17 protein-coding genes and 4 tRNA genes are annotated in these 24,802 nt (G+C 56.3%); 14 read left to right on the forward strand and 7 right to left on the reverse strand.

Annotated features, from left to right (window positions below; genetic code table 11):
* Positions 1–8 precede the first annotated feature (8 nt).
* A complete protein-coding gene (locus FO268_RS08830) occupies positions 9–719 on the forward strand; it encodes an amino acid ABC transporter ATP-binding protein (protein WP_202336619.1) in 711 nt (236 codons plus the stop codon).
* 148 nt (positions 720–867) lie between these two features.
* Here FO268_RS08830 and FO268_RS08835 read toward each other — a convergent pair whose 3' ends face one another.
* Positions 868–1,593: a UDP-2,3-diacylglucosamine diphosphatase gene (locus tag FO268_RS08835; RefSeq protein WP_150992085.1), complete on the reverse strand. Its 726-nt coding sequence runs from the start codon at positions 1,591–1,593 to the stop codon at positions 868–870.
* The gene (locus FO268_RS08840; RefSeq protein WP_150992087.1) at positions 1,590–2,099 is read right to left on the reverse strand and encodes a peptidylprolyl isomerase; all 510 of its coding nucleotides are present in this window, start codon (positions 2,097–2,099) and stop codon (positions 1,590–1,592) included. Before FO268_RS08840 ends, FO268_RS08835 begins: the two co-directional genes overlap by 4 nt.
* 138 nt (positions 2,100–2,237) lie before the next feature.
* On the opposite strand from FO268_RS08840, the gene FO268_RS08845 reads away from it, so the two are divergent.
* From FO268_RS08845 to FO268_RS08855, 3 genes are all read left to right on the forward strand, one after another.
* Positions 2,238–3,914 (forward strand): glutamine--tRNA ligase/YqeY domain fusion protein, encoded by a 1,677-nt coding sequence (locus FO268_RS08845; RefSeq protein ID WP_150992089.1) that lies wholly within the window; start codon positions 2,238–2,240, stop codon positions 3,912–3,914.
* Positions 3,915–4,045: 131 nt separating this feature from the next.
* On the forward strand, positions 4,046–5,428 hold the full coding sequence (gene cysS, locus FO268_RS08850) for a cysteine--tRNA ligase (RefSeq protein ID WP_150992091.1): 1,383 nt from the start codon (positions 4,046–4,048) through the stop codon (positions 5,426–5,428).
* 143 nt (positions 5,429–5,571) lie between these two features.
* Positions 5,572–7,752 carry a malate synthase G gene (locus FO268_RS08855; protein WP_150992093.1) on the forward strand — a complete coding sequence of 727 codons (2,181 nt, stop codon included), beginning with the start codon at positions 5,572–5,574 and terminating at the stop codon, positions 7,750–7,752.
* 83 nt (positions 7,753–7,835) lie between these two features.
* On the opposite strand, the gene folD is transcribed toward FO268_RS08855, so the two are convergent.
* Complete coding sequence (gene folD, locus FO268_RS08860) at positions 7,836–8,693, reverse strand: bifunctional methylenetetrahydrofolate dehydrogenase/methenyltetrahydrofolate cyclohydrolase FolD (protein ID WP_150992095.1); 858 nt, start codon at positions 8,691–8,693, stop codon at positions 7,836–7,838.
* A 164-nt stretch (positions 8,694–8,857) separates the two neighbouring features.
* Between folD and FO268_RS08865 the strand changes: the two genes are divergently transcribed.
* From FO268_RS08865 to FO268_RS08910, 10 genes are all read left to right on the forward strand, one after another.
* Positions 8,858–8,934 (forward strand) — tRNA-Pro (locus tag FO268_RS08865).
* A gap of 54 nt (positions 8,935–8,988) precedes the next feature.
* Positions 8,989–9,065, forward strand: a tRNA-Arg gene (locus FO268_RS08870).
* A 94-nt stretch (positions 9,066–9,159) separates the two neighbouring features.
* A tRNA-His gene (locus tag FO268_RS08875) sits at positions 9,160–9,235 on the forward strand.
* An 85-nt stretch (positions 9,236–9,320) separates the two neighbouring features.
* Positions 9,321–9,405, forward strand: a tRNA-Leu gene (locus tag FO268_RS08880).
* A gap of 198 nt (positions 9,406–9,603) precedes the next feature.
* Complete coding sequence (tig, locus tag FO268_RS08885) at positions 9,604–10,911, forward strand: trigger factor (RefSeq protein ID WP_150992096.1); 1,308 nt, start codon at positions 9,604–9,606, stop codon at positions 10,909–10,911.
* A gap of 182 nt (positions 10,912–11,093) precedes the next feature.
* A complete protein-coding gene (gene clpP, locus FO268_RS08890; RefSeq protein ID WP_150992098.1) occupies positions 11,094–11,729 on the forward strand; it encodes an ATP-dependent Clp endopeptidase proteolytic subunit ClpP in 636 nt (211 codons plus the stop codon).
* A 77-nt stretch (positions 11,730–11,806) separates the two neighbouring features.
* A complete protein-coding gene (clpX, locus tag FO268_RS08895; protein WP_150992100.1) occupies positions 11,807–13,090 on the forward strand; it encodes an ATP-dependent Clp protease ATP-binding subunit ClpX in 1,284 nt (427 codons plus the stop codon).
* A 159-nt stretch (positions 13,091–13,249) separates the two neighbouring features.
* Positions 13,250–15,667 carry an endopeptidase La gene (gene lon / locus FO268_RS08900; protein ID WP_150992102.1) on the forward strand — a complete coding sequence of 806 codons (2,418 nt, stop codon included), beginning with the start codon at positions 13,250–13,252 and terminating at the stop codon, positions 15,665–15,667.
* 238 nt (positions 15,668–15,905) lie between these two features.
* Complete coding sequence (locus FO268_RS08905) at positions 15,906–16,178, forward strand: HU family DNA-binding protein (protein WP_027832426.1); 273 nt, start codon at positions 15,906–15,908, stop codon at positions 16,176–16,178.
* 170 nt (positions 16,179–16,348) lie between these two features.
* A complete protein-coding gene (locus FO268_RS08910; RefSeq protein ID WP_150992104.1) occupies positions 16,349–18,202 on the forward strand; it encodes a SurA N-terminal domain-containing protein in 1,854 nt (617 codons plus the stop codon).
* A 70-nt stretch (positions 18,203–18,272) separates the two neighbouring features.
* Here FO268_RS08910 and FO268_RS08915 read toward each other — a convergent pair whose 3' ends face one another.
* From FO268_RS08915 to FO268_RS08930, 4 genes are all read right to left on the reverse strand, one after another.
* Positions 18,273–18,698 (reverse strand): hypothetical protein, encoded by a 426-nt coding sequence (locus FO268_RS08915; protein WP_150992106.1) that lies wholly within the window; start codon positions 18,696–18,698, stop codon positions 18,273–18,275.
* 31 nt (positions 18,699–18,729) lie between these two features.
* Entirely contained in the window at positions 18,730–21,882 is a 3,153-nt protein-coding gene (gene pulA, locus FO268_RS08920; RefSeq protein WP_150992108.1) for a pullulanase-type alpha-1,6-glucosidase, read from the reverse strand.
* Between the two features lie 270 nt (positions 21,883–22,152).
* Positions 22,153–23,481 carry a carbohydrate porin gene (locus tag FO268_RS08925; protein WP_225316560.1) on the reverse strand — a complete coding sequence of 443 codons (1,329 nt, stop codon included), beginning with the start codon at positions 23,479–23,481 and terminating at the stop codon, positions 22,153–22,155.
* 275 nt (positions 23,482–23,756) lie between these two features.
* Entirely contained in the window at positions 23,757–24,626 is an 870-nt protein-coding gene (locus FO268_RS08930; protein WP_150992110.1) for a MurR/RpiR family transcriptional regulator, read from the reverse strand.
* Positions 24,627–24,802: the final 176 nt, after the last annotated feature.

Genomic DNA, 24,802 nt, shown 5'->3' on the forward strand with positions numbered 1-24,802 from the left:
TGGAGGGGATGAACAAATGGTACGGAGATTTCCACGTACTCAAGGATCTGAACCTCGATGTCCGCCACGGCGAGCGCATTGTTATCTGTGGTCCCTCCGGGTCGGGAAAGTCGACGTTTATAAGGTGCATAAACCGGTTGGAGGAGCACCAGAAAGGCAAGATCATTGTCGATAACATCGAGCTGACCGACGATATCCGCCATATAGATACGGTGCGCCGTGAAGTCGGGATGGTGTTCCAGCACTTCAACCTGTTCCCGCACCTGACGGTGTTGGAGAACTGCTGTCTCTCGCCCATCTGGGTCCGGAAGACCCCGAGAAAAGAGGCGGAAGAGGCTGCCATGGAGTATCTCACCCGGGTCAAGATTCCGGATCAGGCCAACAAGTTTCCCGGGCAGTTATCCGGTGGTCAGCAACAGCGGGTGGCCATTGCGCGCGCGCTGTGTATGAAGCCGAAGATCATGCTGTTTGATGAGCCCACCTCGGCATTGGACCCGGAAATGATCAAGGAAGTGCTGGATGTCATGATCGAACTGGCAGGCAGTGGCATGACCATGATCTGCGTTACCCACGAGATGGGCTTTGCGAAAACTGTGGCAGACCGCGTAATCTTTATGGATGGCGGTGAGATCGTGGAGCAAGCGCCACCCCAGGAGTTTTTCAGCAATCCCCGGGAGCCAAGAACCCAGAAGTTCCTGGAGCAGATTCTTCAGCATTAACTCGGGGCTGGGGGTGGTGGCTGGCCATGGGGCGGGGTGCCTTTTCTTCTGGGAAAAAGAACTCGCTGCGCTCAGACACCTTTGTTCCCGGCAGAAAAGGCACCCCGCCCCATAGCCGAGTTCCAGCTATGGGGCAGAAGCCCTTTGCTTATAGGCGGTGCTTTTTAAGGGTTGGGGGTTGGTCTGGAGTGACTTCCAGCCACCAGACGTTCTCATCCCAGTCCCCCAGTACGATACGTGCTGCAGGCTTACCGTTGGCTTCAAGCTCATGAACTGCGGGGCGGTGGGTGTGGCCGTGGATGATAAGCTGCACGTTATGGGCTTCCAATTCCTTCACCACCTCATCAGGGGTGACGTCCATGATGAACTCTTCCTTGCCCTTGTTCTTGGCCATACTGATTTCACGCAGTTGGCGGGCCATCTGCTGACGCTCCGCCAAAGGCCGCTGGAGGATCATCTGCTGCCATTGCGGGTTGCGCATGTTGGCCCGGAACTTCTGGTATTCCACGTCGGCGGTGCACAGGCTGTCGCCGTGCATCAGCAGGGTGGGCGTGCCGTACAAATCCACCACGGTCGGATCGTCGAGCAGGGTGGCGCCAATTCGGCTGCAGTATTCCTCGCCGATCAGGAAATCCCGGTTTCCGTGCATCAGGAACAGTTGCGTACCGGAAGCGCTCACTTCGCGCAGGGCCTCCGCTACCTTTTCCTGTAATGGCGTGCGCTCATCGTCGCCAATCCAGGCCTCGAAAAAATCGCCGAGGATATAGAGTTGCTCTATCCCCAGGGCCTTTTCCTCAAGGAAAGCCAGGAACGCATTGGTTATGTCGGGCCGGGACTCTTCGAGATGAAGATCAGAAATGAACAGCGTGGTCACGCTGCGCCTCCATCCTCTACAACGTCGGCTTTTTCAATCACCACATCTTCAGCGGGAACGTCCTGGTGGCCGGAGCGTAGGGTGGTGCGCACGGCGCGAATTGCGTTGACGGTGTCCATGCCGTCCACAACCTTACCGAAAACACAGTAGCCCCAGCCTTCGGCGTTTTCGGCCGTATGGTCGAGGAAACCGTTGTTCTCGACGTTAATGAAGAACTGCGCGGTTGCGGAGTGGGGGTCCATGGTGCGGGCCATGGCAACCGTGCCCTGCATGTTGCTCAGACCGTTGTTGGCCTCGTTCTTGATAGGCTCGCGGGTCTTGCGCGGCGTCATTCCCGGTTCGAAGCCACCACCCTGAATCATGAAGTTACTGATCACCCGGTGGAAAATCAGGCCGTCGTAGAAGCCGTCGCGAACGTACTGTTCGAAGTTTTTTGCGGTCTCCGGGGCGTTCTCGTAATCCAGTTCCAGTTTGATATCACCGTGAGAAGTTTTCAGCAGAATCATCAGGCTTTCCTGTTCGAATGGGTATAAAAAGCAACGTTGCGGGTATTGTACTGAAGAGTTTGTATGCGTGCATGAGTTAGGCAAGGATTTGTGAGTATAATACGCGGTTTCAGACCCACACCCTATGATTGAGATTGTATGAGCGCCGAGTCCAAGAAAGCCCATAACTTCATCCAGAGCCTGATTGAAGACGCAGTTGCCAAAGGCGAGCACACAGGCAAGGTGGTCACGCGGTTTCCGCCGGAGCCCAACGGATACCTGCACATCGGTCACGCCAAGTCGATCTGCCTGAACTTCGGTATTGCCGAAACGTTTGACGGTGTATGCACTCTGCGGTTTGACGATACCAACCCGGAGAAGGAATCCCAGGAGTACATCGACGCCATCAAGCAGGATGTTCACTGGCTGGGCTACGAATGGGCAGGGGAGGTGCGTTACGCCTCGGATTATTTTGATGCTATCTACGACTTTGCCGTTGAGCTGATTGAAAAGGGCAAGGCCTATGTGTGCGCCCTTACTGCCGACCAGATGGCCGAATACCGGGGCACCCTGAAAGAGCCGGGCCAGAACAGCCCGTACCGTGATCGTCCGGTGGAAGAAAACCTGCAGCTGTTCCGGGACATGCGCGCCGGCAAATACCAGAACGGCGAGCTGGTACTGCGTGCCAAAATTGACATGGCATCCCCGAATATCAATATGCGGGACCCGATCCTTTATCGGATTCGCTACGCTGACCACCACCAGACCGGCGACAAGTGGTGCATCTACCCGATGTACGATTTCACCCATCCGATTTCCGACGCCATGGAGGGGATTACCCACTCCCTGTGCACGTTGGAATTCGAGGATCATCGCCCGCTTTATGACTGGGTGCTGGAAAATATCTCCGCTCCCTGTCAGCCGCGCCAGATCGAATTCGCCCGGCTGAACCTGAACTACACCATTACCAGCAAGCGCAAGCTCAAACGTCTGGTGGATGAAGGGTTCGTGGATGGCTGGAACGATCCGCGCATGCCCACCATCTCGGGCCTGCGCCGCCGCGGTTATACCCCGGAATCCATCCGCATCTTCTGCGACATGATCGGCGTCAACAAGGCCGGCGGTACCGTTGATATGGGCATGCTGGAACACGCCATCCGCGAAGACCTGAACACCCGGGCACCCCGGGCCATGTGCGTCATGCGCCCGCTGAAGGTGACCCTGACCAACTATCCGGAAGACAAAACGGAAACTTTGGTACTGCCAGTTCATCCCCAGAACCCGGACATGGGCGAGCGGGAAGTAACCTGGAGCCAGACCCTGTATATCGACCGGGAAGACTTCGCTGAGGAGCCGCCACGGAAGTGGAAGCGCCTGGCGCCGAATCAGGCGGTTCGCCTGCGCGGTGGTTATGTAATGACCTGTCGCGAGGTTATCCGCGATGACAGTGGCGAGATTGTCGAGCTGAAGTGCGAGTACGACCCCAATACTCTGGGTGTGAATCCCGAAGGTTATAAACCGAACGGTGTGGTTCACTGGGTGTCGGCCTCTGACAGTGTTGAGACGGACATTAACCAGTATGACCGGCTATTCAACAATGAGTCCCCGGACGGCGATAAAGAGACAGATTTTGTTGAATCTATCAACCCGGAGTCTCTGGTCGTTCTTAAGGGCGCAAGAGTCGAAAAAAGCCTTGCTACTCCCAGGACAGACCTACCATACCAGTTCGAGCGGGAAGGCTACTTCTTCTGTGATGAAGAGTTGACAGCCGCTTCAGGCCGCCCGGTCTTCAACCGTACCGTGACCCTCCGGGATTCCTGGGCAAAGGGTAAATAAGGTCAGGCCGGGGTGCAGGGACCAGGGACCAGTCGGGCAGGGCCTGCCGGGACACGCCGTGAATACGTCCCTGCCCGCCTGGTCCGTCGAATTTCGGTGATACATTCATTCAATCTATTAACGAGCGCAGCGTGATCAGAATCTACAACACCCTTAGTCAGCAGAAGGAAGAGTTCAAACCTATAGAACCCAGGAAGGTTCGCATGTACGTGTGTGGCATGACGGTTTATGACTACTGTCATCTGGGGCATGCGAGGGTGTTGGTGGCATTTGATGTGATTACGCGGTATTTGCGACATAGGGGGTACGATGTTCACTATGTGCGCAACATTACTGATATCGACGATAAAATACTGCGCCGTGCCGATGAAAACGGCGAAGTTTATAGCGATCTCACCAAGCGCATGATCAAGGCCATGCACGAGGACGAGGCCAAGCTTGGTGTTCTGTCGCCAACGGAAGAGCCATGCGCTACCGAGTACATCAACGAAATCGTTGCCATGATCCACAAGCTCGTCACCAGCGGCCATGCCTATGCTGCAGATAACGGTGACGTGTACTTTTCTGTCGAGTCATATCCGGACTACGGCAAGCTCAGCAAGAAAAAGCTTGAGGATCTGGTGGCTGGTGCCCGCGTGGATGTTCAGGAGGCCAAGCGCAGCCCGGCGGACTTTGTGCTGTGGAAGGCGGCAAAACCCGGTGAGGTAAGCTGGCCTTCGCCCTGGGGCGATGGTCGCCCGGGCTGGCACATCGAATGTTCCGCCATGTCGAACCGGTGCCTGGGGGAGACCTTCGATATTCACGGTGGCGGGCCGGACCTGCTGTTTCCGCACCATGAGAACGAAATCGCCCAGTCCGAGTGCGCCAACGGCCATACCTTTGTTAACACCTGGATGCACGCGGGTGCCATTCGGGTAAACAAGGAAAAGATGTCCAAGTCCCTGGGCAATTTCTTTACCATTCGCGAGATCTTTGAAAAGTATGCGCCGGAAGTGGTGCGTTACTTCCTGGTTTCCAGCCATTACCGCAGTCAGGTAGATTACTCGGAAGATAATCTGGCGGAAGCGGGGCGCACCCTTACCAGGTTGTATCATGCCTTGCGGGGGCTGGTGCCCGCCAAGGACGTGCCGGAAACCGAGCATGACAGGCGCTTCGCCGAGGCCATGGATGACGACTTCAATACCGCTGGTGCCATCGCTGTGCTGCACGCCGTAGCCAATGAGATCAATCAGCACCGCCGGGAAGGTCGCGATGCGGAGGCCAACGAACAGGCTGCTGTGCTGGTACGGCTCGGCGGTATCCTCGGCTTGCTGCAACAGGACCCTGAAGCCTTCTTCCAGGCCGATACCGGCAGTGAGCTCAGTGCAGAGGATATCGAGGCCCTGATCCAGGCCCGGGCCGACGCGCGGACGCAGAAGAACTTCGCCGAGGCAGACCGTATCCGGGACGAGCTGGCGCACAAGGGCATCGTTCTGGACGACAGCCGTGAAGGTACCAGTTGGCGCCGGGGATAAGCTCCACCAAAGGTCGGGTTGTAGGCGCGGGAATGACGTTGTAGGGAAATTCCCGTACAATACGGCCCTCGAATTATAACGGCTCTTCCGGGAAAACCCGCTGAAAGGGCAGGGAATACAGTAACCCACTGAGGCAAACAACGATGACAGAACGCGTACAAGTCGGCGGCCTTCAGGTCGCAAAGAACCTGTTCGATTTCGTTAACAATGAAGCGATTCCGGGCACCGGTGTCGATGCTGACAAGTTCTGGGGCGAGTTCGACAAGATTGTTCACGAACTGGCGCCCCGCAACAAAGAGCTGCTCGCCAAGCGCGATGCCATCCAGGAAAAGATGGACACCTGGAATCGTGAGCACAAGGGCCAGAAGCTGGACATGGCCGAGTACAAGTCGTTCCTGAAGGACATCAGCTACCTGGTTGACGAGCCGGGTGATTTTAAAATTTCCACCTCCAACGTTGACCCGGAAGTAGCCACCATGGCTGGCCCCCAGCTCGTGGTTCCGGTGATGAACGCCCGTTTCGCCCTGAACGCCGCCAACGCACGTTGGGGCAGCCTTTACGACGCTCTCTATGGCACCGATGCGATTTCCGAGGACGACGGCGCCGAAAAGGGCCGTGGTTACAATCCGGTTCGTGGCGCCAAGGTTATCGAGTTTGCCCGCAATCTTCTGGACAGCTCTGCACCACTGGCTTCAGGTAGTCACAAGGACGCAGCGCATTACCGTGTTGAGGGTGGCAAGCTTGTGGTCAAGCTGCAGAATGGCGAATCCACTGGCCTGAAAGACGAGTCCGGTTTTGTTGGTTATACCGGTGCAGCGGATACGCCCACGGGCGTGTTGCTGGTCAAGAACGGCATGCATTTCGAAATCCAGATCGATGCCAGCCATCCGATTGGCAAGGACGACGGTGCTCACGTCAAAGACGTGCTGATGGAGTCGGCCCTGACCACCATCATGGACTGTGAAGACTCCGTTGCCGCCGTTGATGCAGACGACAAGGCGCTGGCCTATCGCAACTGGCTCGGCCTGATGAAGGGCGACCTGGAGGAGACCTTCGAGAAAGGCGGGCAGCAGATGACCCGCAAGATGCACGAAGACCGTACCTATTCCACCCCCGAGGGTGGCGAATTGGTATTGAAAGGCCGCAGCCTGATGTTCGTGCGCAACGTAGGCCACCTGATGACTAACCCGGCCATCCTGCTGAAAGACGGCAGTGAAGTGCCTGAGGGGCTGATGGATGGCCTGCTGACGTCACTGATCGCGATTCACGATCTGAAGGGCACTGGGAAGCTGCAGAACAGCACCAAGGGTTCGGTTTACATCGTCAAGCCGAAGATGCATGGCCCGGAAGAAGTGGCATTCACCAACGAGTTCTTCGGCCGTGTGGAAGACGCGCTTGGCCTGCCCGCGTTCACTCTGAAAGTGGGCATTATGGATGAGGAGCGCCGCACAACGGTAAACCTCAAGTCCTGTATCCATGCTGCCAAAGAACGCGCGGTGTTTATCAACACCGGCTTCCTCGACCGCACCGGCGACGAAATCCATACCTCCATGGAGCTGGGGCCGTTTATCCGCAAGGGGCCGATGAAACAGGCTGCGTGGATCCAGGCATACGAGCAGTGGAACGTGGATATTGGCCTGGAAACCGGTTTCCGTGGTGTTGCCCAGATCGGCAAGGGCATGTGGGCCATGCCTGACCTGATGGCCGGCATGCTCGAAGCCAAGATCGGCCACCCGAAGGCGGGTGCCAATACTGCCTGGGTGCCCTCCCCAACGGCGGCCACACTGCACGCCACCCATTATCACCAGGTCAACGTTGCTGATATCCAGAAAGAGCTGGAAAGCCGCACCCGCGCCAACCTGGACGATATTCTGACGGTTCCCGTTATGGACGACCCCAAGTCTCTGTCGGCGGAAGAGATCCAGCAGGAGCTGGACAACAACGCCCAGGGCATCCTCGGTTATGTGGTGCGCTGGATCGACAGTGGTGTGGGCTGTTCCAAGGTGCCTGACATCAATGACGTGGGCCTGATGGAAGACCGGGCCACGCTGCGCATTGCCTCTCAGCTTCTCGCCAATTGGCTCTATCACGGCGTCTGCACCGAAGAGCAGATCCAGGAGACCATGAAGCGCATGGCTGCGGTTGTAGACCGCCAGAATGCCAAAGACCCGTCCTACCGTGACATGGCGCCGGAGTTCGATGGCAGCATCGCCTTCCAGGCCGCCATGGATCTGGTGCTCAAGGGCCGCGAGCAGCCAAACGGCTACACCGAGCCGCTTCTGCACGCCTATCGCCTGAAGGCGAAAGAGAAGTACGGGCAGTAAACACCCGGCCATCAAAAAACCCCGCATTTGCGGGGTTTTTTGTGGGTGGAGCTTTTAGAGGAATCCGACAACCCGGCTTTCGCTCAGTTCTTGTGTAACTCATTTGCCGCATACAACGTATTCTGCAGCAAAGTGGCAATCGTCATCGGCCCCACACCGCCGGGAACCGGCGTAATATAGGCTGCCCGCTCTGACGCAGCCGCGAAATCAACATCCCCGCGTAGCTTGCCATCGTCCATCCGGTTGATGCCGACATCAATCACGGTTGCTCCTGGCTTGACCCATTCACCTTTGATCAGCCCCGGCTTGCCAACGGCAGCGATCAGAATGTCAGCTTCACTGACAAACTTTTCCAGGTTGTCGGTAAAACGGTGGCACACGGTAACAGTGGCGCCTTTAAGCAGCAGTTCCATGGTCATGGGTCGACCGACGATGTTGGAAGCGCCCACTATAACGGCGTGCTGGCCCTTGTAAGGGGTGTCAATGCTGTCCAGCAGGGTGATGACGCCGGCGGGTGTGCAGGGCCTCAGGGCGGGTTTGCGCTGCATCAGGCGGCCAATATTGAATGGGTGGAAGCCATCCACATCCTTGTCTGGCCGGATTTTCAGCAGAATGGGGTCTGCGTCCATATGGGTGGGCAGCGGCAGTTGTACCAGTATGCCGTCTACATCCGGGTTTTCGTTAAGCTCGTCAATCAGCGCCTCCAGCGCCTCCTGTGAGGTATCTTCCGGCAGGTCATAGGAAAGCGACATGATGCCGGCTTCATCGCAGGCCTTGCGTTTGTTGCCTACGTATACGTGTGAGGCCGGGTCGTTGCCCACCAGCACAACAGCCAGTCCCGGGGGGCGAAGCCCCTGTTGTTTCCGGGCTTCTGTTCCTGCCGCTACCTGCTGTCGAACCGTGGCGGCAATTTCTTTTCCGTTAATCAGTTTGGCGCTCATGTCTTTGTCTTGTCGGTTGTGCGAAAATAAAGGCGTCGCATTGTCTCATGCTTGGGGCTTGCCGCCAATCGGCGAGGAAAAAGCCCAAATGCGTGTTGACGGACCGGCCCGGCGCCGGTAATATGCGCGCCAACTTTGCTGAGGTATCTGTTGTTCAGTTCAGACGGGGTATAGCGCAGTCTGGTAGCGCGCCTGCTTTGGGAGCAGGATGTCGGGAGTTCGAATCTCTCTACCCCGACCACTTTCTGGTTAGCCCGGAGTGGCATTGGACAGTCAGGTGGGCGAACGGTCATATGCGCCCGTAGCTCAGCTGGATAGAGCATCGGCCTTCTAAGCCGGTGGTCGCAGGTTCGAGTCCTGCCGGGCGCGCCATACCGCAGACGGTCTGAACCGTCCCGGAGACACCGAATCAGCAAAGTTAGTTTGGAATACCTGTTGGGGTTGTCCCGGCGGTAGTCTGGATGTGGTGGACGTAGCTCAGTTGGTAGAGCTCAGGATTGTGACTCCTGCGGTCGAGGGTTCGATCCCCTTCGTCCACCCCAATTTTCTCCTCAGTGATTCCTGGTTTATTTCCGCAGTTGCTGAATTCTATCCTTGCTCTTGCAGGAGTGAGTTCACAAATCGTGTGCGAGCGTGGCGGAACTGGTAGACGCGCTGGATTTAGGTTCCAGTGGGGCAACCCGTGAGAGTTCGAGTCTCTCCGCTCGCACCATTCTTATCTGATTTCTTTCCCTTGGCTGTCTGTGACCTGTTCCCGCAAAAGAGCCTGTACCGGGTGATTCTCTCGGCATGGCAAACCGTGATAAACTACCCGCTTTTAAATTTGCGTCCTTTTCCGGGAATTCGCCCTGATCAGGATTTTTGGTTTTATTTTCATTCACATACCGAACCTGTAATTTGAGGATCTTCCATGCAAGTGTCTGTTGAAACGACCTCCAACATCGAACGTCGGATGACGATTGGTGTGCCCGCCCAGGAAATTGACCAGGCGGTCCAGAAACGCCTGCAGGAAACCGCACGCACAGTAAAAATGAACGGTTTCCGTCCGGGCAAGGTGCCCATGAGTGTGGTGAAGCGTCGTTTCGGTGACAGCGTCCGCCAGGAAATCGTGGGCGAAGTCATGCGTGACAACTACATCAAGGCGCTTCAGGAGCAGGATATCAACCCGGCGGGCTGGCCCAAGTTCGAGCCGAAAACCATGGAAGAGGGCAAAGACCTCGAGTTCGTGGCGATTTTTGAAGTACTGCCGGAAGTCGAGCTGGGGGATTTCAGCAAGATCTCTGTTGAAAAGCCGAAGGCCGAGATAACCGATAAAGACGTCGATACCATGATCGACAATCTGCGTCGCCAGCAGGCCACCATGAAATCTGTCAAGCGCAAGTCCAAGAACAAGGACGTTGTGCTGATTGATTTCAAGGGTTTTGTTGACGGTGAAGAGTTCGAAGGTGGCGCTGCTGAGAACCACAAGCTGACTCTGGGTTCAGGGCAGATGATTCCCGGCTTTGAGAAGGGCATAGTCGGTGGCAAAGCCGGTGAAGAGCTGGAAATTGAGGTAACCTTCCCCGAGGATTACCAGAACGAAGAACTCGCAGGCAAGCCGGCGAAGTTCGAAATCAAGATTCACGAGGTTCAGGAGCCGCAGCTGCCTGAACTGGATACCGAGTTTTTCAAGAAATTCGGTATCGACGCGGAAGACGAAGCGGCTTTCCGCGAAGAAGTTCAGAAAAACATGGAGCGTGAGCTCAAGCAGGCTATCTCCAACAAGGTCAAGAATGACGTTGTTGAAGGGCTGCTGGAAAGCACGGATCTTGAAGTGCCTACAGCCCTGGTTGATCAGGAAATTGACCGTTTGCGCCAGGACGCGGTACAGCGTTTCGGTGGCCAGGTTGACTTCCAGCAGCTGCCCAAGGAAATTTTTGAGGAGCAGGCCCGCCGTCGCGTGAAAACCGGCCTGCTGTTCCAGGAAGTGGTCAAACAGAATGACTTGAAAGCAGATCCTGCTAAAGTGGATGAAAAGATCCAGGAAATTGCGTCAACGTATGAACAACCGGAAGAGGTTGTTGCGCATTTCAACGGCAATCCCGAACAGAAGCAGCAGATCGAGTCGTCTGTTCTTGAAGATGCGGTGGTTGATCTGGTTCTGGATAAAGCCCAGGTCAAGGAAAAGAAGCTCAAGTACGAAGAAGCCATTCAGGCTGGCCAGCAGCAGCAAGGCTAAAGAGTACGGGGGCGCTTTGACGGTCCCCGCACGCCTGACAGGGAAAACAGCCGGCACGTCCGGCTGTTTTCATCTTGGCCCGGTGCTGGCAGAGTAGGCACCGAACAGTACGAGGCGTAGCGATATATAAAGCTGTGGCAAACGAACGCCATTTCATTGTCCAGAAGGAGTTCACGCGCATCATGACGCAGAAACCAATTGATGGTCCCGCAATGGTTACCAATTCCGGCCTGGTGCCAATCGTTATCGAGCAGACCGCACGAGGCGAACGTTCTTTTGATATATTTTCCCGTCTGCTCAAGGAACGGGTTATCTTTCTGGTGGGCCCGGTTGAGGATCACATGGCCAATCTGATTGTGGCCCAGTTGCTGTTCCTCGAATCCGAGAATCCTGACAAGGACATCCATCTGTACATCAACAGCCCGGGCGGCTCTGTCACCGCCGGTATGTCCATCTACGACACCATGCAATTTATCAAGCCGGACGTGTCTACACTCTGTGTAGGCCAGGCCGCCAGCATGGGTGCGTTTCTGTTGGCAGGCGGGGCTGAGGGAAAGCGGGCCTGTCTTCCGAATTCCCGGGTGATGATCCACCAGCCGCTGGGTGGCTATCAGGGCCAGGCAACGGATATCGAGATCCACACCCGCGAGATTCTGAAGATACGTCACACCCTGAATTCCATCCTTGCCCACCATACCGGGCAGAAGCTGGAGACCATCGCCAAGGACACGGACCGCGATAATTTTATGGACCCGCAGCAGGCGAAGGACTATGGCCTGATCGATTCTATACTTGATAAGCGTGTACCGAATAAATAATACTGATGGTAATCGCAACATTCCCTGCCGGCGTATTTAGGTAATTACGCCGGTAAACCAAGCTCAGAGGTATTTCAATGGCAGATGAAAGAAACGGCAGAGGCGACGATAACGGCAAGTTGCTGTACTGCTCGTTTTGTGGAAAGAGCCAGCATGAAGTCCGTAAGCTCATTGCAGGGCCCTCGGTGTTCATCTGCGACGAGTGCGTCGACCTGTGCAACGATATTATCCGGGAAGAAATCCAGGAGAATGCGCAGGAAGAGGCAAGCGATCGTCTTCCGACACCCGCCGAAATCCGCGATACGCTGAACGAGTACGTCATCGGCCAGGACCGCGCCAAAGTGGTGCTTTCTGTAGCCGTGTATAACCACTACAAGCGTTTGCGCTACGGCGAAGGCAAGGCCGAAGTGGAGCTTGGCAAGAGTAACATCCTGCTGATCGGCCCCACCGGTAGCGGTAAGACGCTGCTTGCTGAAACGCTGGCGCGGATGCTCAACGTTCCCTTTACCATTGCCGATGCTACCACGCTGACGGAAGCGGGCTACGTGGGTGAGGATGTTGAGAACATCATCCAGAAGCTGCTGCAGAAATGCGATTACGATGTGGATAAAGCCCAGCGCGGTATTGTCTATATCGATGAAATTGACAAGATATCCCGCAAGTCCGACAACCCGTCGATTACCCGGGATGTATCCGGTGAAGGTGTCCAGCAGGCGCTGCTCAAGCTGATTGAAGGCACGGTGGCTTCGGTACCCCCCCAGGGTGGTCGCAAGCATCCGCAGCAGGAGTTCCTGCAGGTGGATACGGGCAACATGCTGTTCATTTGCGGTGGTGCCTTTGCGGGCCTGGACAAGGTGATCCAGGAGCGCTCCGAGCGCAGCAGCATCGGTTTTTCGGCTACGGTCAAGAGCCCGGACGACACCAAGAACACCGGTGACATCATCAAGGATGTGGAAACGGAAGATCTGGTCAAGTACGGCCTGATCCCCGAATTCGTCGGCCGCCTGCCGGTTGTGGCGACTCTGACGGAGCTGGATGAAGAAGCGCTTGTCCAGATCCTGACAGAGCCCAAAAACGCCCTTACCAAGCAGTATCAGAAACTGTTTGATATGGAAGGTGTCGAGCTGGACTTCCGTGAAGACGCACTGCGTGCTGTTGCCCGCAAGGCAATGGCGCGGAAAACCGGCGCGCGGGGTTTGCGCTCCATCATGGAGGCCACGCTGCTGGATACGATGTATCAGATTCCATCGGAGCATGACGTTTCCAAAGTGGTTATTGACGAGAGCGTGATAAACGGGCAATCCGAGCCGTTCAAAATCTATGACAGCAGCGACCACGCCAAGGCAGTGCCGGAGGACTGAGCGTCCGGGCTGTTAGTGTAAAAAAGGGCGGCGACGCCCTTTTTTTATGCCCCGAGTACATGGCCCGGCGCCGCATCGGAACTGTAAAAAGATTGCAATTTTTGCTGTCGCCCCAATGAAGGGTGATATGCTGAAACAAACATCGTCAGAGGATTTTCTATGACCCTGATACCTGAAGAATCTGTGCAAGAATACCCGCTGTTGCCGCTCAGAGACGTGGTGGTGTTCCCGCACATGGTGGTGCCGCTGTTTGTGGGCCGTGAAAAGTCCATACAGGCGTTGGAAGCGGCCATGGAGGGCAATAAGGAAATCCTGCTGGTTGCCCAGCGAGATGCGTCCACGGATGAGCCTGGCCCCGATGACGTATTTGCCATGGGTACGGTGGCTACGGTATTGCAAATGCTGCGGCTGCCGGATGGAACCGTAAAGGTACTGGTGGAAGGCAATGCCCGTGCAACTATTACCAACATCGCCGACGGTGAATACCTGGCCGGTAAGGCCATGCTGATGGACGAAGATTCCCTGCCGGCACGGGAAGAGGAAGTGCTGGTCAAAACCCTGATGGACGAGTTCGAGAAGTACGTCAAACTGTCCAGGAAGGTGCCCTCGGAAGTATCCAATGCACTCACCGGTATCACCGAACTTGAGCGCCTGGCCGATACCATGGCGGCTCACCTTGAACTGAAGATTCCCGAGAAGCAGGAGCTGCTGGAAGCGCTCGAAATCCGCCAGCGCGTGGATCTGCTACTCGGCAAACTCGATGGCGAAATCGACCTCATCGAAGTTGAGAAGCGCATTCGCGGTCGCGTCAAGAAACAGATGGAGCGCAGCCAGCGAGAGTATTACCTCAACGAGCAGATGAAAGCCATTCAGAAGGAAATGGGAAGCCTGGGCGAGGGCAACAACGATTTCGAAGAGCTTGAGCAGAAGCTGGAAGAAGCCGGTCTGCCAGAGGAGGCCCGCAAGAAGACCGAGGCGGAGCTTAACAAGCTCAAGATGATGTCCCCCATGTCAGCTGAGGCGACGGTGGTTCGTGGCTATATTGACTGGATGCTGGCCATTCCCTGGAAGAAGCGCAGCCGTGTTCGCCACGACATCGAAAAGGCCCGCGAAATTCTGGACGAAGATCATTACGGCCTGGATGAGGTCAAAAAGCGTATTCTCGAGTATCTGGCGGTCCAGAGCCGGGTCAAAAAGGTAAAGGGCCCTGTCTTGTGCCTGGTGGGCCCGCCTGGTGTGGGTAAAACCTCCCTCGGGCAGTCCATTGCCCGCGCCACTAACCGCAAGTACACCCGCATGGCGCTTGGCGGCGTACGCGATGAAGCGGAAATTCGCGGCCACCGCAAAACCTACATTGGGGCATTGCCAGGCAAACTGTTGCAGAAGCTGTCCAAGGTGGGCGTGAAAAACCCTCTGTTCCTGTTCGATGAAATCGACAAGATGGGTATGGATCATCGTGGCGACCCCGCATCTGCCCTTCTGGAGGTACTGGATCCGGAGCAGAATCACACCTTCAACGACCATTACCTGGAGGTGGACTACGATCTCTCGGACGTGATGTTCGTGTGTACGTCGAACTCCATGGACATTCCGCCGGCCCTGCTGGACCGCATGGAAATCATCCGTATTCCGGGGTATACCGAAGACGAGAAGGTCAATATTGCGCTCAAGTACCTGTTACCGAAACAGATCAAGGCCAATGGTCTGCGCAAGAACGAACTGGAAATCCCCCAGGAAACGCTTCGTGATCTGATTCGCTACTACACCCGTGAGGCAGGCGTACGTGGCCTGGAGCGGGAGATTGCCAAACTCTGCCGCAAGGTGGTGCGTGATCATGTAGAGAGCGGTGAGAAGTCCTCTGTGGTCCTCACGCCGGAGTTGCTCGAAGACTACTCGGGTGTGAAGAAGTTCAAGTATGGTCTGGCCGAGGAAAAGAACCAGGTGGGGCAGGTAACCGGTCTGGCCTGGACCCAGGTTGGCGGTGAACTGCTGACACTCGAATGTGCACTGACCAAGGGCAAGGGCAGGGTCATCAAGACCGGCTCCCTGGGTGATGTCATGCAGGAGTCCATTCAGGCCGCCTTGACAGTGGTCAGGAGCCGGGCACTCGGCCTGGGTATCAGTGATGATTTTCATGAAAAGCACGATCTTCACGTGCACGTTCCGGAAGGTGCAACACCAAAAGATGGTCCCAGCGCCGGCGTGGGCATGTGCACGGCACTGGTTTCTGCGTTGACCCAGATTCCGGTTCGCGCCGACGTGGCGATGACCGGTGAGATCACTCTTCGGGGGCGCGTACTGCCCATTGGAGGGCTCAAGGAAAAGCTATTGGCGGCCCACCGAGGCGGTATCAAAACGGTGATTATCCCTGATGAAAATGCCCGTGATCTCAAAGAGATACCGGATAATATCAAGGAATCCCTGGAGATTCGCCCGGTCAAGTGGATCGACGAAGTGCTGGACATCGCGCTGGCTTATCCCCCTGAACCTCTCACCGAAGATTCATCGTCGAAAAAGGCGTCAGGCACGCCCAGGGATGACGATGGTGAAGCGGCAGAGCGCATAAATACACATTAAACACGCGGCCTGTTGTTGACATGCGAGAGAGCCCATTGGTATAACTGTTTCGCCGTGAAGCAGCCAATATCAAGGGCTCCCGCGCAGTTAATGCCTATTCCGAACACCGGTTAGTAACCGAAAGGAATAAAAATAGTGAAGAATGGAATTCTCTGACCGCTTATGCGATAGTCGGGAACATCCAGGAAACAACAAACCAACCTATAACATCTTCAACCTGAAATCGAAGGGGTTTAGTGTGAACAAGTCCGAACTGATCGATGCAATTGCAGAATCCGCAGATATCTCCAAAGCCGCCGCTGGCCGCGCTCTGGATGCCATGACCACCTCCATTACCGGCGCCCTGAAAAAAGGCGATCAGGTAACGCTGATTGGTTTTGGTACTTTCTCCGTTAAAGAGCGTGCCGCGCGTACTGGCCGTAACCCGCAAACTGGTGCCGAGATCAAGATCCCGGCCTCCAAAGTGCCTGGGTTCAAGGCAGGCAAGGCCCTGAAAGACGCCGTTAAATAACGGTAGCTTTCATTTGGCAGCGCCCGGAACGAGGGTGTTGCCGGAGCGGTTGGCCCGGTGGCAATACCGCAGTCAGCCAGCTCCGATGAATTCAAGGCGCATTCCTGAATGAATGCGCCTTTTTACGTTAAGAGACCCTTAAAGACATTGATCAGGGATCCGGGAGAAACATGCTTCAAGATATTCGGGAAAATGCCCAGGGCACCATTGCCAAAATCATTATTGGCCTACTGATTGTTTCACTCTCAATCTGGGGAATGGACGCGATTGTCGGCGGATTTTCCGGCGAGCCCGAGGTTGCTACGGTCAACGGCGATGAGATTACCGAGCGGGAGTACCTGCGCGTCGTTCAGATCGAAAGCCAGCGACGTCTGTCGGAAATGGATAATCCGGATCCCTCCCTGCTTGATGAAGACCAGGTCCGTCGTGACGTGCTGGAGTCGCTGATCCAGGAAAAGGTCATGACCCAGGATGCCGAGAACCAGGGCCTGGAATTGTCGGATCAGGACATCGATTCACTGATCACCCAGATGCCCCAGTTTCAGGTTGATGGTTCGTTCAACCGTGACCGGTTTGTCGCGACGGTCAGAAATATGGGCATGGGCGTCGGCGAGTTCCGGGACACCATGCGCAAGCAGTATGTAGTAAATCAGATTCGTGCCGGCATCGCCCAGAGTGGTATGGCGGCCAGGGAGAACGTGGCCCAGTTGCTGCGCATTCAGAACCAGACACGCGATTTCCGGCTGGTGACGCTCTCTGAGGATGTTGTCAGTGACCAGGTTGAAGTTACAGAGGCCGAGATCGAAGCCTACTATCAGGATAACCAGGAGGCGTTCCAGCAGCCTGAAAGAGTCGATGCCCGGTACATTGCCCTGTCACAGGAAGCGCTCGCTGACACGGTTGAGGTCGGTGATGACGAGCTTCGCGAATATTACGAGGAGCGCTCATCAGATCTTGCCAGGGAAGAGCGTCGTGCGGCCCACATTCTGATTGAGGATGGCGAAGACGCTCAAGAAACCATGGCGACTATTCAGGAGCGGCTGGACGAAGGCGAAGATTTTTCCGAACTGGCTAAAGAGTATTCTGTAGACACCGTTTCTGCAGAGGAAGGCGGCGACCTGGGCTTTGCGGGTAGAGGCGTTTACGACGAAGCGTTCGAGGAAACCCTGTTTCAGCTTGATAAAGGCGAAGTCTCGGAGCCGGTTTCAACAACCTTCGGTATCCACCTGATCAAATTGCTGGATGTGCAGAAGGCCGACGTGCCTCCACTGGAGGAGCTGGAGGATGAGCTTCGCAGAGAACTTGCGCGCAGCAAGGCCGAAGGGCGATTTGCCGAGGTTCGCACGGAACTTGCCGATCTGGCCTATGCAGCTGACGATCTGGCAGGCCCGGCACAGGAGCTTGGTCTGGAAGTGCGGGAGAAAGACAGTGTCACGCGTGAAGGTGGCGAAGCGCCGTTTGACCATGAGGGGCTTGTTCGTCAGTTGTTCTCGGAGGATGTGCTGAAGGATGGCTTCAATACGGAGCTGATTGATGTGGGTGATAATATGTCTGTGGTTGCCAGAGTGGCTCAGTACCATGAAGCCCAGCAGCAACCCCTGGATGAAGTGTCGGACCAGATCCGTGCGGAACTGACACGCCAGAAGACCCGCGAAGCCCTGAGCCAGCGCGCCGAAACCATTATAACGGAGCTGGAGTCCGGCAAGGAGCTTGGGGAATTCGGCATCGGGGAATGGCAGTCCTATGATGATCAGCCGCGCAACAATCCTGTTGTGAGCAGGGATGTCATGGGCGGTGTATTTTCTCTCCAGCGTCCCGGGGATGACGAGGTAGCGTACGGTTCGGTAATGTACGGCGATGGCGTGGCAATTATTGCCCTTGAAAGCGTCAATGAAGGGGATGTAAACCGCGACGGGGATGAGTTCGGCCAGCTCCGTGATTTCCTGGCCTCATTGGAAGGCCAGCGAGAGTATCAGGCCTACCAGCAATACCTCCGTGACAGTGCGGAAGTAGAGCGCCAGTAAACAAAAAGGCACCCTGTCAGGGGTGCCTCGGTATTACGCTGAATCGGGCCCGGGGTTACCCCCGGGCTTTTCAGTTTGCCTCTTCAATATAGATTTCCGGTGTTTCGCCACGAACGTCAAAGTAAAACCCGTAGGTGGCTGTCTCCGGGGGCGTGAAGCGGAAATTTTCGAACACGGCGGAGCAGTTGGCCTTCATCGGTTTGTTCAGTTCCACCTCTTTATCTTCCTCCGAAAGGTAGCCGCAGTTGGTGCCGGATGACCAGTTGGCATCACCGAACTTGAATTCGTAAGGCTGGCCGTCAGCCTTGAGCTCGACTTCCGTTCGATACAGGCCACTCTCCACCTGCTTTACCTTGTATTCCGGCAGGGCATCCCACCAGGCAAACTGGCCCCGCAGGTACAACGAATCGCTGTAATCCCGGCCACCCGATGTGGCGCAACCAGCGGTGATTGCCAGTATTGAAGCCATTGCCAGGGTTGTGAGTTTCTTGTTCATGGTTTTCTCCTTTGTTGTCGCAATAGCGCGACTATCTGCTGAACACAGCGACGGACAGGCCGGGTACTGTGAAGGTACCGTCCGCGGCCGCTGCACTCTGGGTTGGCGAGGTATCAGCGATGACGGTGAAGGTGTCACTCAGGCTTGTGTCCACGGATCGCTCTGAACCTGCGCTGTTGATGACCACCACAATCTGGTCGACATCGCTGTCCAGGTCGGCCAGTCCGTTGTCCGGGCCGTCGTCCAGGCTAAAAAGGATCACCCCCGGTAGCTGATCAGCCCCGGTGTTATGGAAGGTCAGCCGCTGGCTGATATCTTCGGCTGTCTGCAGCCGGAACAGCTCGCTCTGGCTACGAACCGCCAGTAGTTTTTCGACCTGCTCCCGGGTGTAGTTGATTTCGCTGGCACCAGGGCCGGCTTCAAACTGGCCGATTATTTCGGTAATCAGCTCCCAGTTGGCGCCATCCTTGTCCTGCCGGGGCAGGCCACGGTTCCAGGCGGTGTCCTGGTAGCTGAAATCCACTTCGTTGAACCAGTCTCCGGAGTCGTAGCTGTCCCGTTCCATGGATTTGGAGCGCAGCAGTTCCGACCCCATGTGGATGAACGGAACTCCCTGGCTGAGAAGTGGCACCGAGAGGCCAACGACCTGCATCTGGGCCCGTTCCTGGCGCGTGGTGGCAAAATCCGCCTTGTACTGGTTGTTATCCCAGAGCGTCTGGTTGTCGTGTTTGGACACGTAGTTGACGACTTCCTGGGGATCGCTGGTATAGCCGGCGTTCTGGCCGTTGTAGTCGATCTCTGCTCCGGTTCGGGTGTTGCCGTCAGCAGTCACAAAGGCGTAGTCGCTCAGGCTGCCGGCGATGCCAATCCGGATCCAGTCACTGATTTGCAGCAGGCGTTCCTTTTCGGTTTCACTGCCGCTGTTGCGGTCGTTGGGAATGTTGAACAGGCCGTTGGCGAAGCCCTGATTGGCCCTCAAGGCGTCACCGCCGTCGAAAGGGCCTCCTCCGCGCACGGCGTCCCGCAGACGGTCGTTGAACGAGCCTATGCCGGAGCCCGCCATATTGGCCTGGATGGCATTGGTTCCGCGGGCGTTGTTGGCTACTTCGCCAAAGTTCCAGGCTTCGCCATAGAAGTAGGTGTCGGGGTCAGCGGCCTTTACTGCCTCCAGCGCTTTTTCCATGTTGGGTAGCATATGGTGGCCCATCAGGTCAAAGCGGAAACCGGAGATGCTGTAGTGCGACGCCCAGATCACCAGCGAATCAACCATGAGCTTTTCCATCATCCGGTGTTCGGATGCTGTGTTTTCGCAACAGGTAGACTGCTCAACCATGCCCGTTTGTGGGTTCTGGCGGTGATAGTAGCCTGGCACCAGCTTGTCCAGAACCGACTTGTCGGCAAGACCAGAGGCATTGGTGTGGTTGTAAACCACGTCCAGAACCACGTTCAGGCCCATATTGGTAGCCGCCTGAACCATCTGGCGGAACTCCAGAAGCCGGGCTACACCATCAGCTTCGGAGGCATAGCTGCCTTCCGGAACTGTGTAATGGACCGGGTCGTAACCCCAGTTGAAGCTGTCCAGGCCACGGAACGTCCCGTACAGCGCCTGGGCGTCACCAGTGGTGGGGTCGAACGACGCCAGTACCGCTCGGATAGTGTTCCCGCTGTTGCAATGGCTGGCATAGTTTTCCGCCGCTTCCTCGGACAGATCACAAAGTCTGCTGAAATCGGCGTCTATGTTTACAACGTTCGCGGGGTCCTCGTTAACGGTGGCAATGTCGAACGCTGGCAGCAGGTGGAGGTGAGTGACCCCGGCATTGGCCATGGCCTTAAGGTGAGCCATGCCATCGCTCAAGGTTTCCGTGAACGCTCGGTACTTGCCACGCTTTTCCACCGGTACGGTTTCATCGGTGGCACTGAAATCCCGGATATGGGTTTCGTACACCACCACGTCTTCCGGTGCGTGCATGGGCGGTGTGCTCAGGCTGTCCCAGTCGACGGGTTTCAGGTCGCTGTCGTCAAGGTTGACGACCTGGGCGTACACACCATTTTTTGAGAGGCTGAGCGCGTACGGGTCCGACGTCATGGTGGTTTCGATCGCATCGGTGCGCGGATGGTAAACCGTCACTTCATACTGATAGTACTTGCGGTCGACATCAGCGGTGTTACCCGCATGCGTCCAGACACCCCCTTCGCGTGCCATATCGACCGGATACCCACTGACCATGGTGCCGTCTGTATTGAATACATGGAGGCGCATGGTTTGCGCTGTTGGTGCCCACACGGTGAAGTCTGTACTGGCGCCATTCACCCTGGCCCCCAGGGTTCCGGCATAGGCATAAAGATCATCCAGCACACCGGGAATCTGCAGGCGGGTAGCGGAGATCACTTCGTCATTACTGTTGTAGGCGGCAGCGACCAGCTGGCCACGCAGAGCTTCTGTCCGGGTCTGCGCGTCAGTCGCCACGGAATAGGCAGGCCAGTTCGCCAGGTGCGGAAATGCTTCTTTCAGTTCCGGCGCCAGGGTGGTGGCACTCAGTTCGATAGAGTTTCCGCCCGCGAGGGCGTCGTTCGCTTCATCAACCGTGATCCCCGCGTTGGCATCGTAGCGGAGTTCCACCCGCGCGGCATTTTCGGTGTCCGCGAACACCAGAGTGTTGGCATCCAGCCAGTGTGCTTTGGCGCCATCGATGGTCAGGCCTTCGGCTTCGATCGGCTCGGAGGACAGCAGTTCGCTGCCGCTGAGCGTAAATATACGGTTGCCCAGGGCTCCGAAGTGCCAGCGGTGGTCGTTCCCACCCAGGTCTTTTTCATCGCCCTTATGCATGATGAAGTTCATGCAGTCTCCGCCATCGCGCATGGGGATGATGTAATAGGCGCCGTAAGTATCGTTAACACCATCGTGGGGGCGAGGCTCGCTCCATTCGGTTGACACATCCTCCGCCAGGCCATCGCACCCGGAGGCCGGGTCATTCCAGAGGTGGAGGCCCCAACCGTCGTAATCACCTTGCGGGCGTTTATAGTAGAGGATTGCTTCGTTCTCGCCGGGCTCCAGCAAGGCGTTTGTATCGCCGCCGGAATCGTCGGCATCCGAAGAGGAGTTGCTGCTACCAGAGTTGCAACCGACCAGGGCCAGCGAAATCGCCAGGGCCCAGCCGCCTGCAACCAGTTTATGGTCAGGCATAACGGATATCCTTTTTCCATTGTTTTTGTTTGAAAGATAACGTGCTCACTGGCACGGCCAGCGCAGAAACGTCACAGTTTCATGGTTGCGCGATCGCGGGCAGGGCACATCCTTCGGCAGCAGACTTTTGCAGGCGTAGTTCGTGGGGCGGAAAGGGAGTAGAAAAGAGGGGGTAGCCAAAAAAGTAGCCAGAAAAGTAGCCACAAAAAAGGGCCGGCTTGAGAGCCGGCCCAAAGAGGTCCAACGAGAGAGTGTGTGGAGTTTAGAGCCTTACCACCAGGCTTCGATCTGGGCACCGATCTGAATGTCGCCATCGATGCCTTCGCCACCACGGGCATTCTCCGCTTCGTCACCGAAGAAAGTCGCGGCGTACGCTCGAATCACCGGGCGCGCCCAGTAACCAGGCCCGGCCTGCCACTGCTGAGCTACTGCGAATTTGCCCAGATCCTGGGATTCGTCAAACCAGGGGCGATCCGTGTCACTGTAGCCCACTTCAATAGCGGTGCTCATTACAGGCGACCAGTTATAGGTCGGGCGTGCCACGACGCTGAGGCGCTCGCCATCTTTGGCTGCCGGGTCGTGTGACTCGGCTTCCTCATAGACCACCGAGTGGCCCAGTTCCCAGTCACCACCGAGCTTGATCACGCCGTGGTTCAGGATACGCCAGCTGGATTCGAAGTAGCCCGCGACGTTGGCGTTATCCACCCGGCCGCCAGTGCCATTCTCGGCATTGCTGAAGCCCATGGAGTCCACGCCGTACTGGACGGCAAACTTGTTGAAGCCACCCATCACACCGGATGAGATCTCTGCCATGACGAAATAGCCATCTTCGTCTTCGATGCCGGCATCTTCCTGGGCGTCGGTCAGGTCGGCCATCGCATAGATACCAATCAGCTCGAGATTGTGACCGCCTGCAACCGGAAAGCCATACCTCACATCGACCTTGTTGTTCTGGACAAGACCGTCGCCATCGCTGGTGTCAGAGTTGGTGTAGGCGACAGACAACTGCCCCGGGCCAGCCTGAATGTTTTCGATGCCCGCACCGTAGCCGGAGTTGCTGAGGTAGAACAGGTCAAGCTGATGGATATCCTTCCGCTTATAGAAACGCTTGCCAGCCCAGAGTGTGGCGCCGGGGAGGGATTCGATCACGTTGTTGGCAGACACGTAGAGCTGACGAAGAGCAATGTCGCCACCGCCGTAGGGATCAGAACTGTTGCGGTCGGCTTCGTTGTTGGCGAAATCGATGTTGCTGATATTGTTGGCGCCGTTCAGGGCCTGATAGTCGTTGCCCTGGTTGTCAGCGCTGTAGGCCAGCATGGAGTCAACGCGGAAGGTCTTGCCGTCCTGGCTGAAAAGCTCGTCACCCAGGCCCAGCTCTGCGTAGGTGTCGCATTCATCAGCGAGGCGGCCAACGTAATGACCGGTAGCGCCGCTGCCAAAACAGGTTTGCTCGCCTCCACTGCCAACATTGGTTGACACACCAGCGCGGGAGTAGCCATGAAAATCAACGGCGATGGCCGGAGTGGCCATGATAGCTGCTGCTACTGCGGCAGCAAGCGGGAGTTTATTCGGGAAATAGCGCTTATTGTTCTGCATCATCAGTGTCCTGTGCTTTTTGTCTTTTTTGAATGTCAGGGAAGCGGAGTTCCGGGCATTCTGTCAGGGGACAGCTGGTTCCGGTTCAAGTCTCCGGTTCCCGTGATTGCAGCTTCTGCCAATCGGACATTGGGAAACCGGATTTCATAGTCCTGTAACCGGCAGATGAGTACATCCTCCGCCCTGAAGAAAAAGGGGGGTGAGTTTTCAGGGGGAGGAGGGGCGTAGAGGGAGGAGTCAGGAAATCAGTGGCTTCCGGGAACCAACAGGCGTATTAGCTACACCGGAAACCGGGTCGGTTTCAGGCTTTCCTTGATTTTTTTCAGGTGCCCCAGGAAGTCTGCGCCACGCTTGAGTGTGACGCCTGTGGCCAGAATATCGATCACGGTAAGGTGAATGATGCGTGATGACATCGGCATGTAGACTTCGGTGTCCTCCGGCGCAGTAACTTCGATAACCACGGTGCAGGCCTCGGCAAGCGGTGATCCGGGCATGGTTATTCCGATAACCGTGGCGCCATTGTTCCTGGCCTGCTGGGCGATCTCTACCGTTTCCCGGGTACGGCCGGTGTAAGAAATAAGAACGATGACATCGCCGGTGCTGCAGCCGGCGGCAACCATCCGCTGCATCAGCGCATCGTCGTATGACATCACCGGGATGTTAAAGCGGAAGAACTTGTGCTGGGCATCCATGGCGACGGGAGCGGAGCCTCCCATGCCAAAGAAGTTGATCTGCTTGGCCTGGATCAGGTAATCGATGGCCGCAGACAGTGCTTTGGGGTCAAGTGCCTGCCGTGCCTTGTCGAGACTGGCAATGGTCGTCAACATGATTTTGTCGGCAAACTCTGCCACCGTGTCATCAGGCTCTACGTTCTGGCCGATGTAAGGTGTGCCAGTGGCTATACTCTGGGCAAGACGTATTTTGAAATCAGGGAAGCCGGTGGCGGAAAACCCACGGCAGAACCGGTTGACGGTAGGTTCGCTGACGTCAGCCGCCCTTGCCAGTGCGGCAATGCTGTATCGCGTCGCGGCGCTGGGGTCGCGAAGAATTGCCTCGGCAACCTTGCGCTCGGATTTGTTAAGAGTGTCCAGCCTCAACTGGATATCTTCGAGCAGATTGTCGTCGCGTTGCGCCTGATTGGCAGCCATTGAGAATACTCCCTGATTTATCGGCTTTCTTGTCAAAATCCGCGCTGATTATAGCGCGTTTTGTAGCAATTTGTGGTAGTAAAAGTATCATTAATTGGAAAATATCCTTGGAAAATTTCATTTCAGGTGTCATTATTTGCATAAAATTACTACATTGATGCCTCGATTCGTGCTGG

This window comes from Marinobacter denitrificans (assembly GCF_008795955.1).
Classification (GTDB): domain Bacteria; phylum Pseudomonadota; class Gammaproteobacteria; order Pseudomonadales; family Oleiphilaceae; genus Marinobacter; species Marinobacter denitrificans.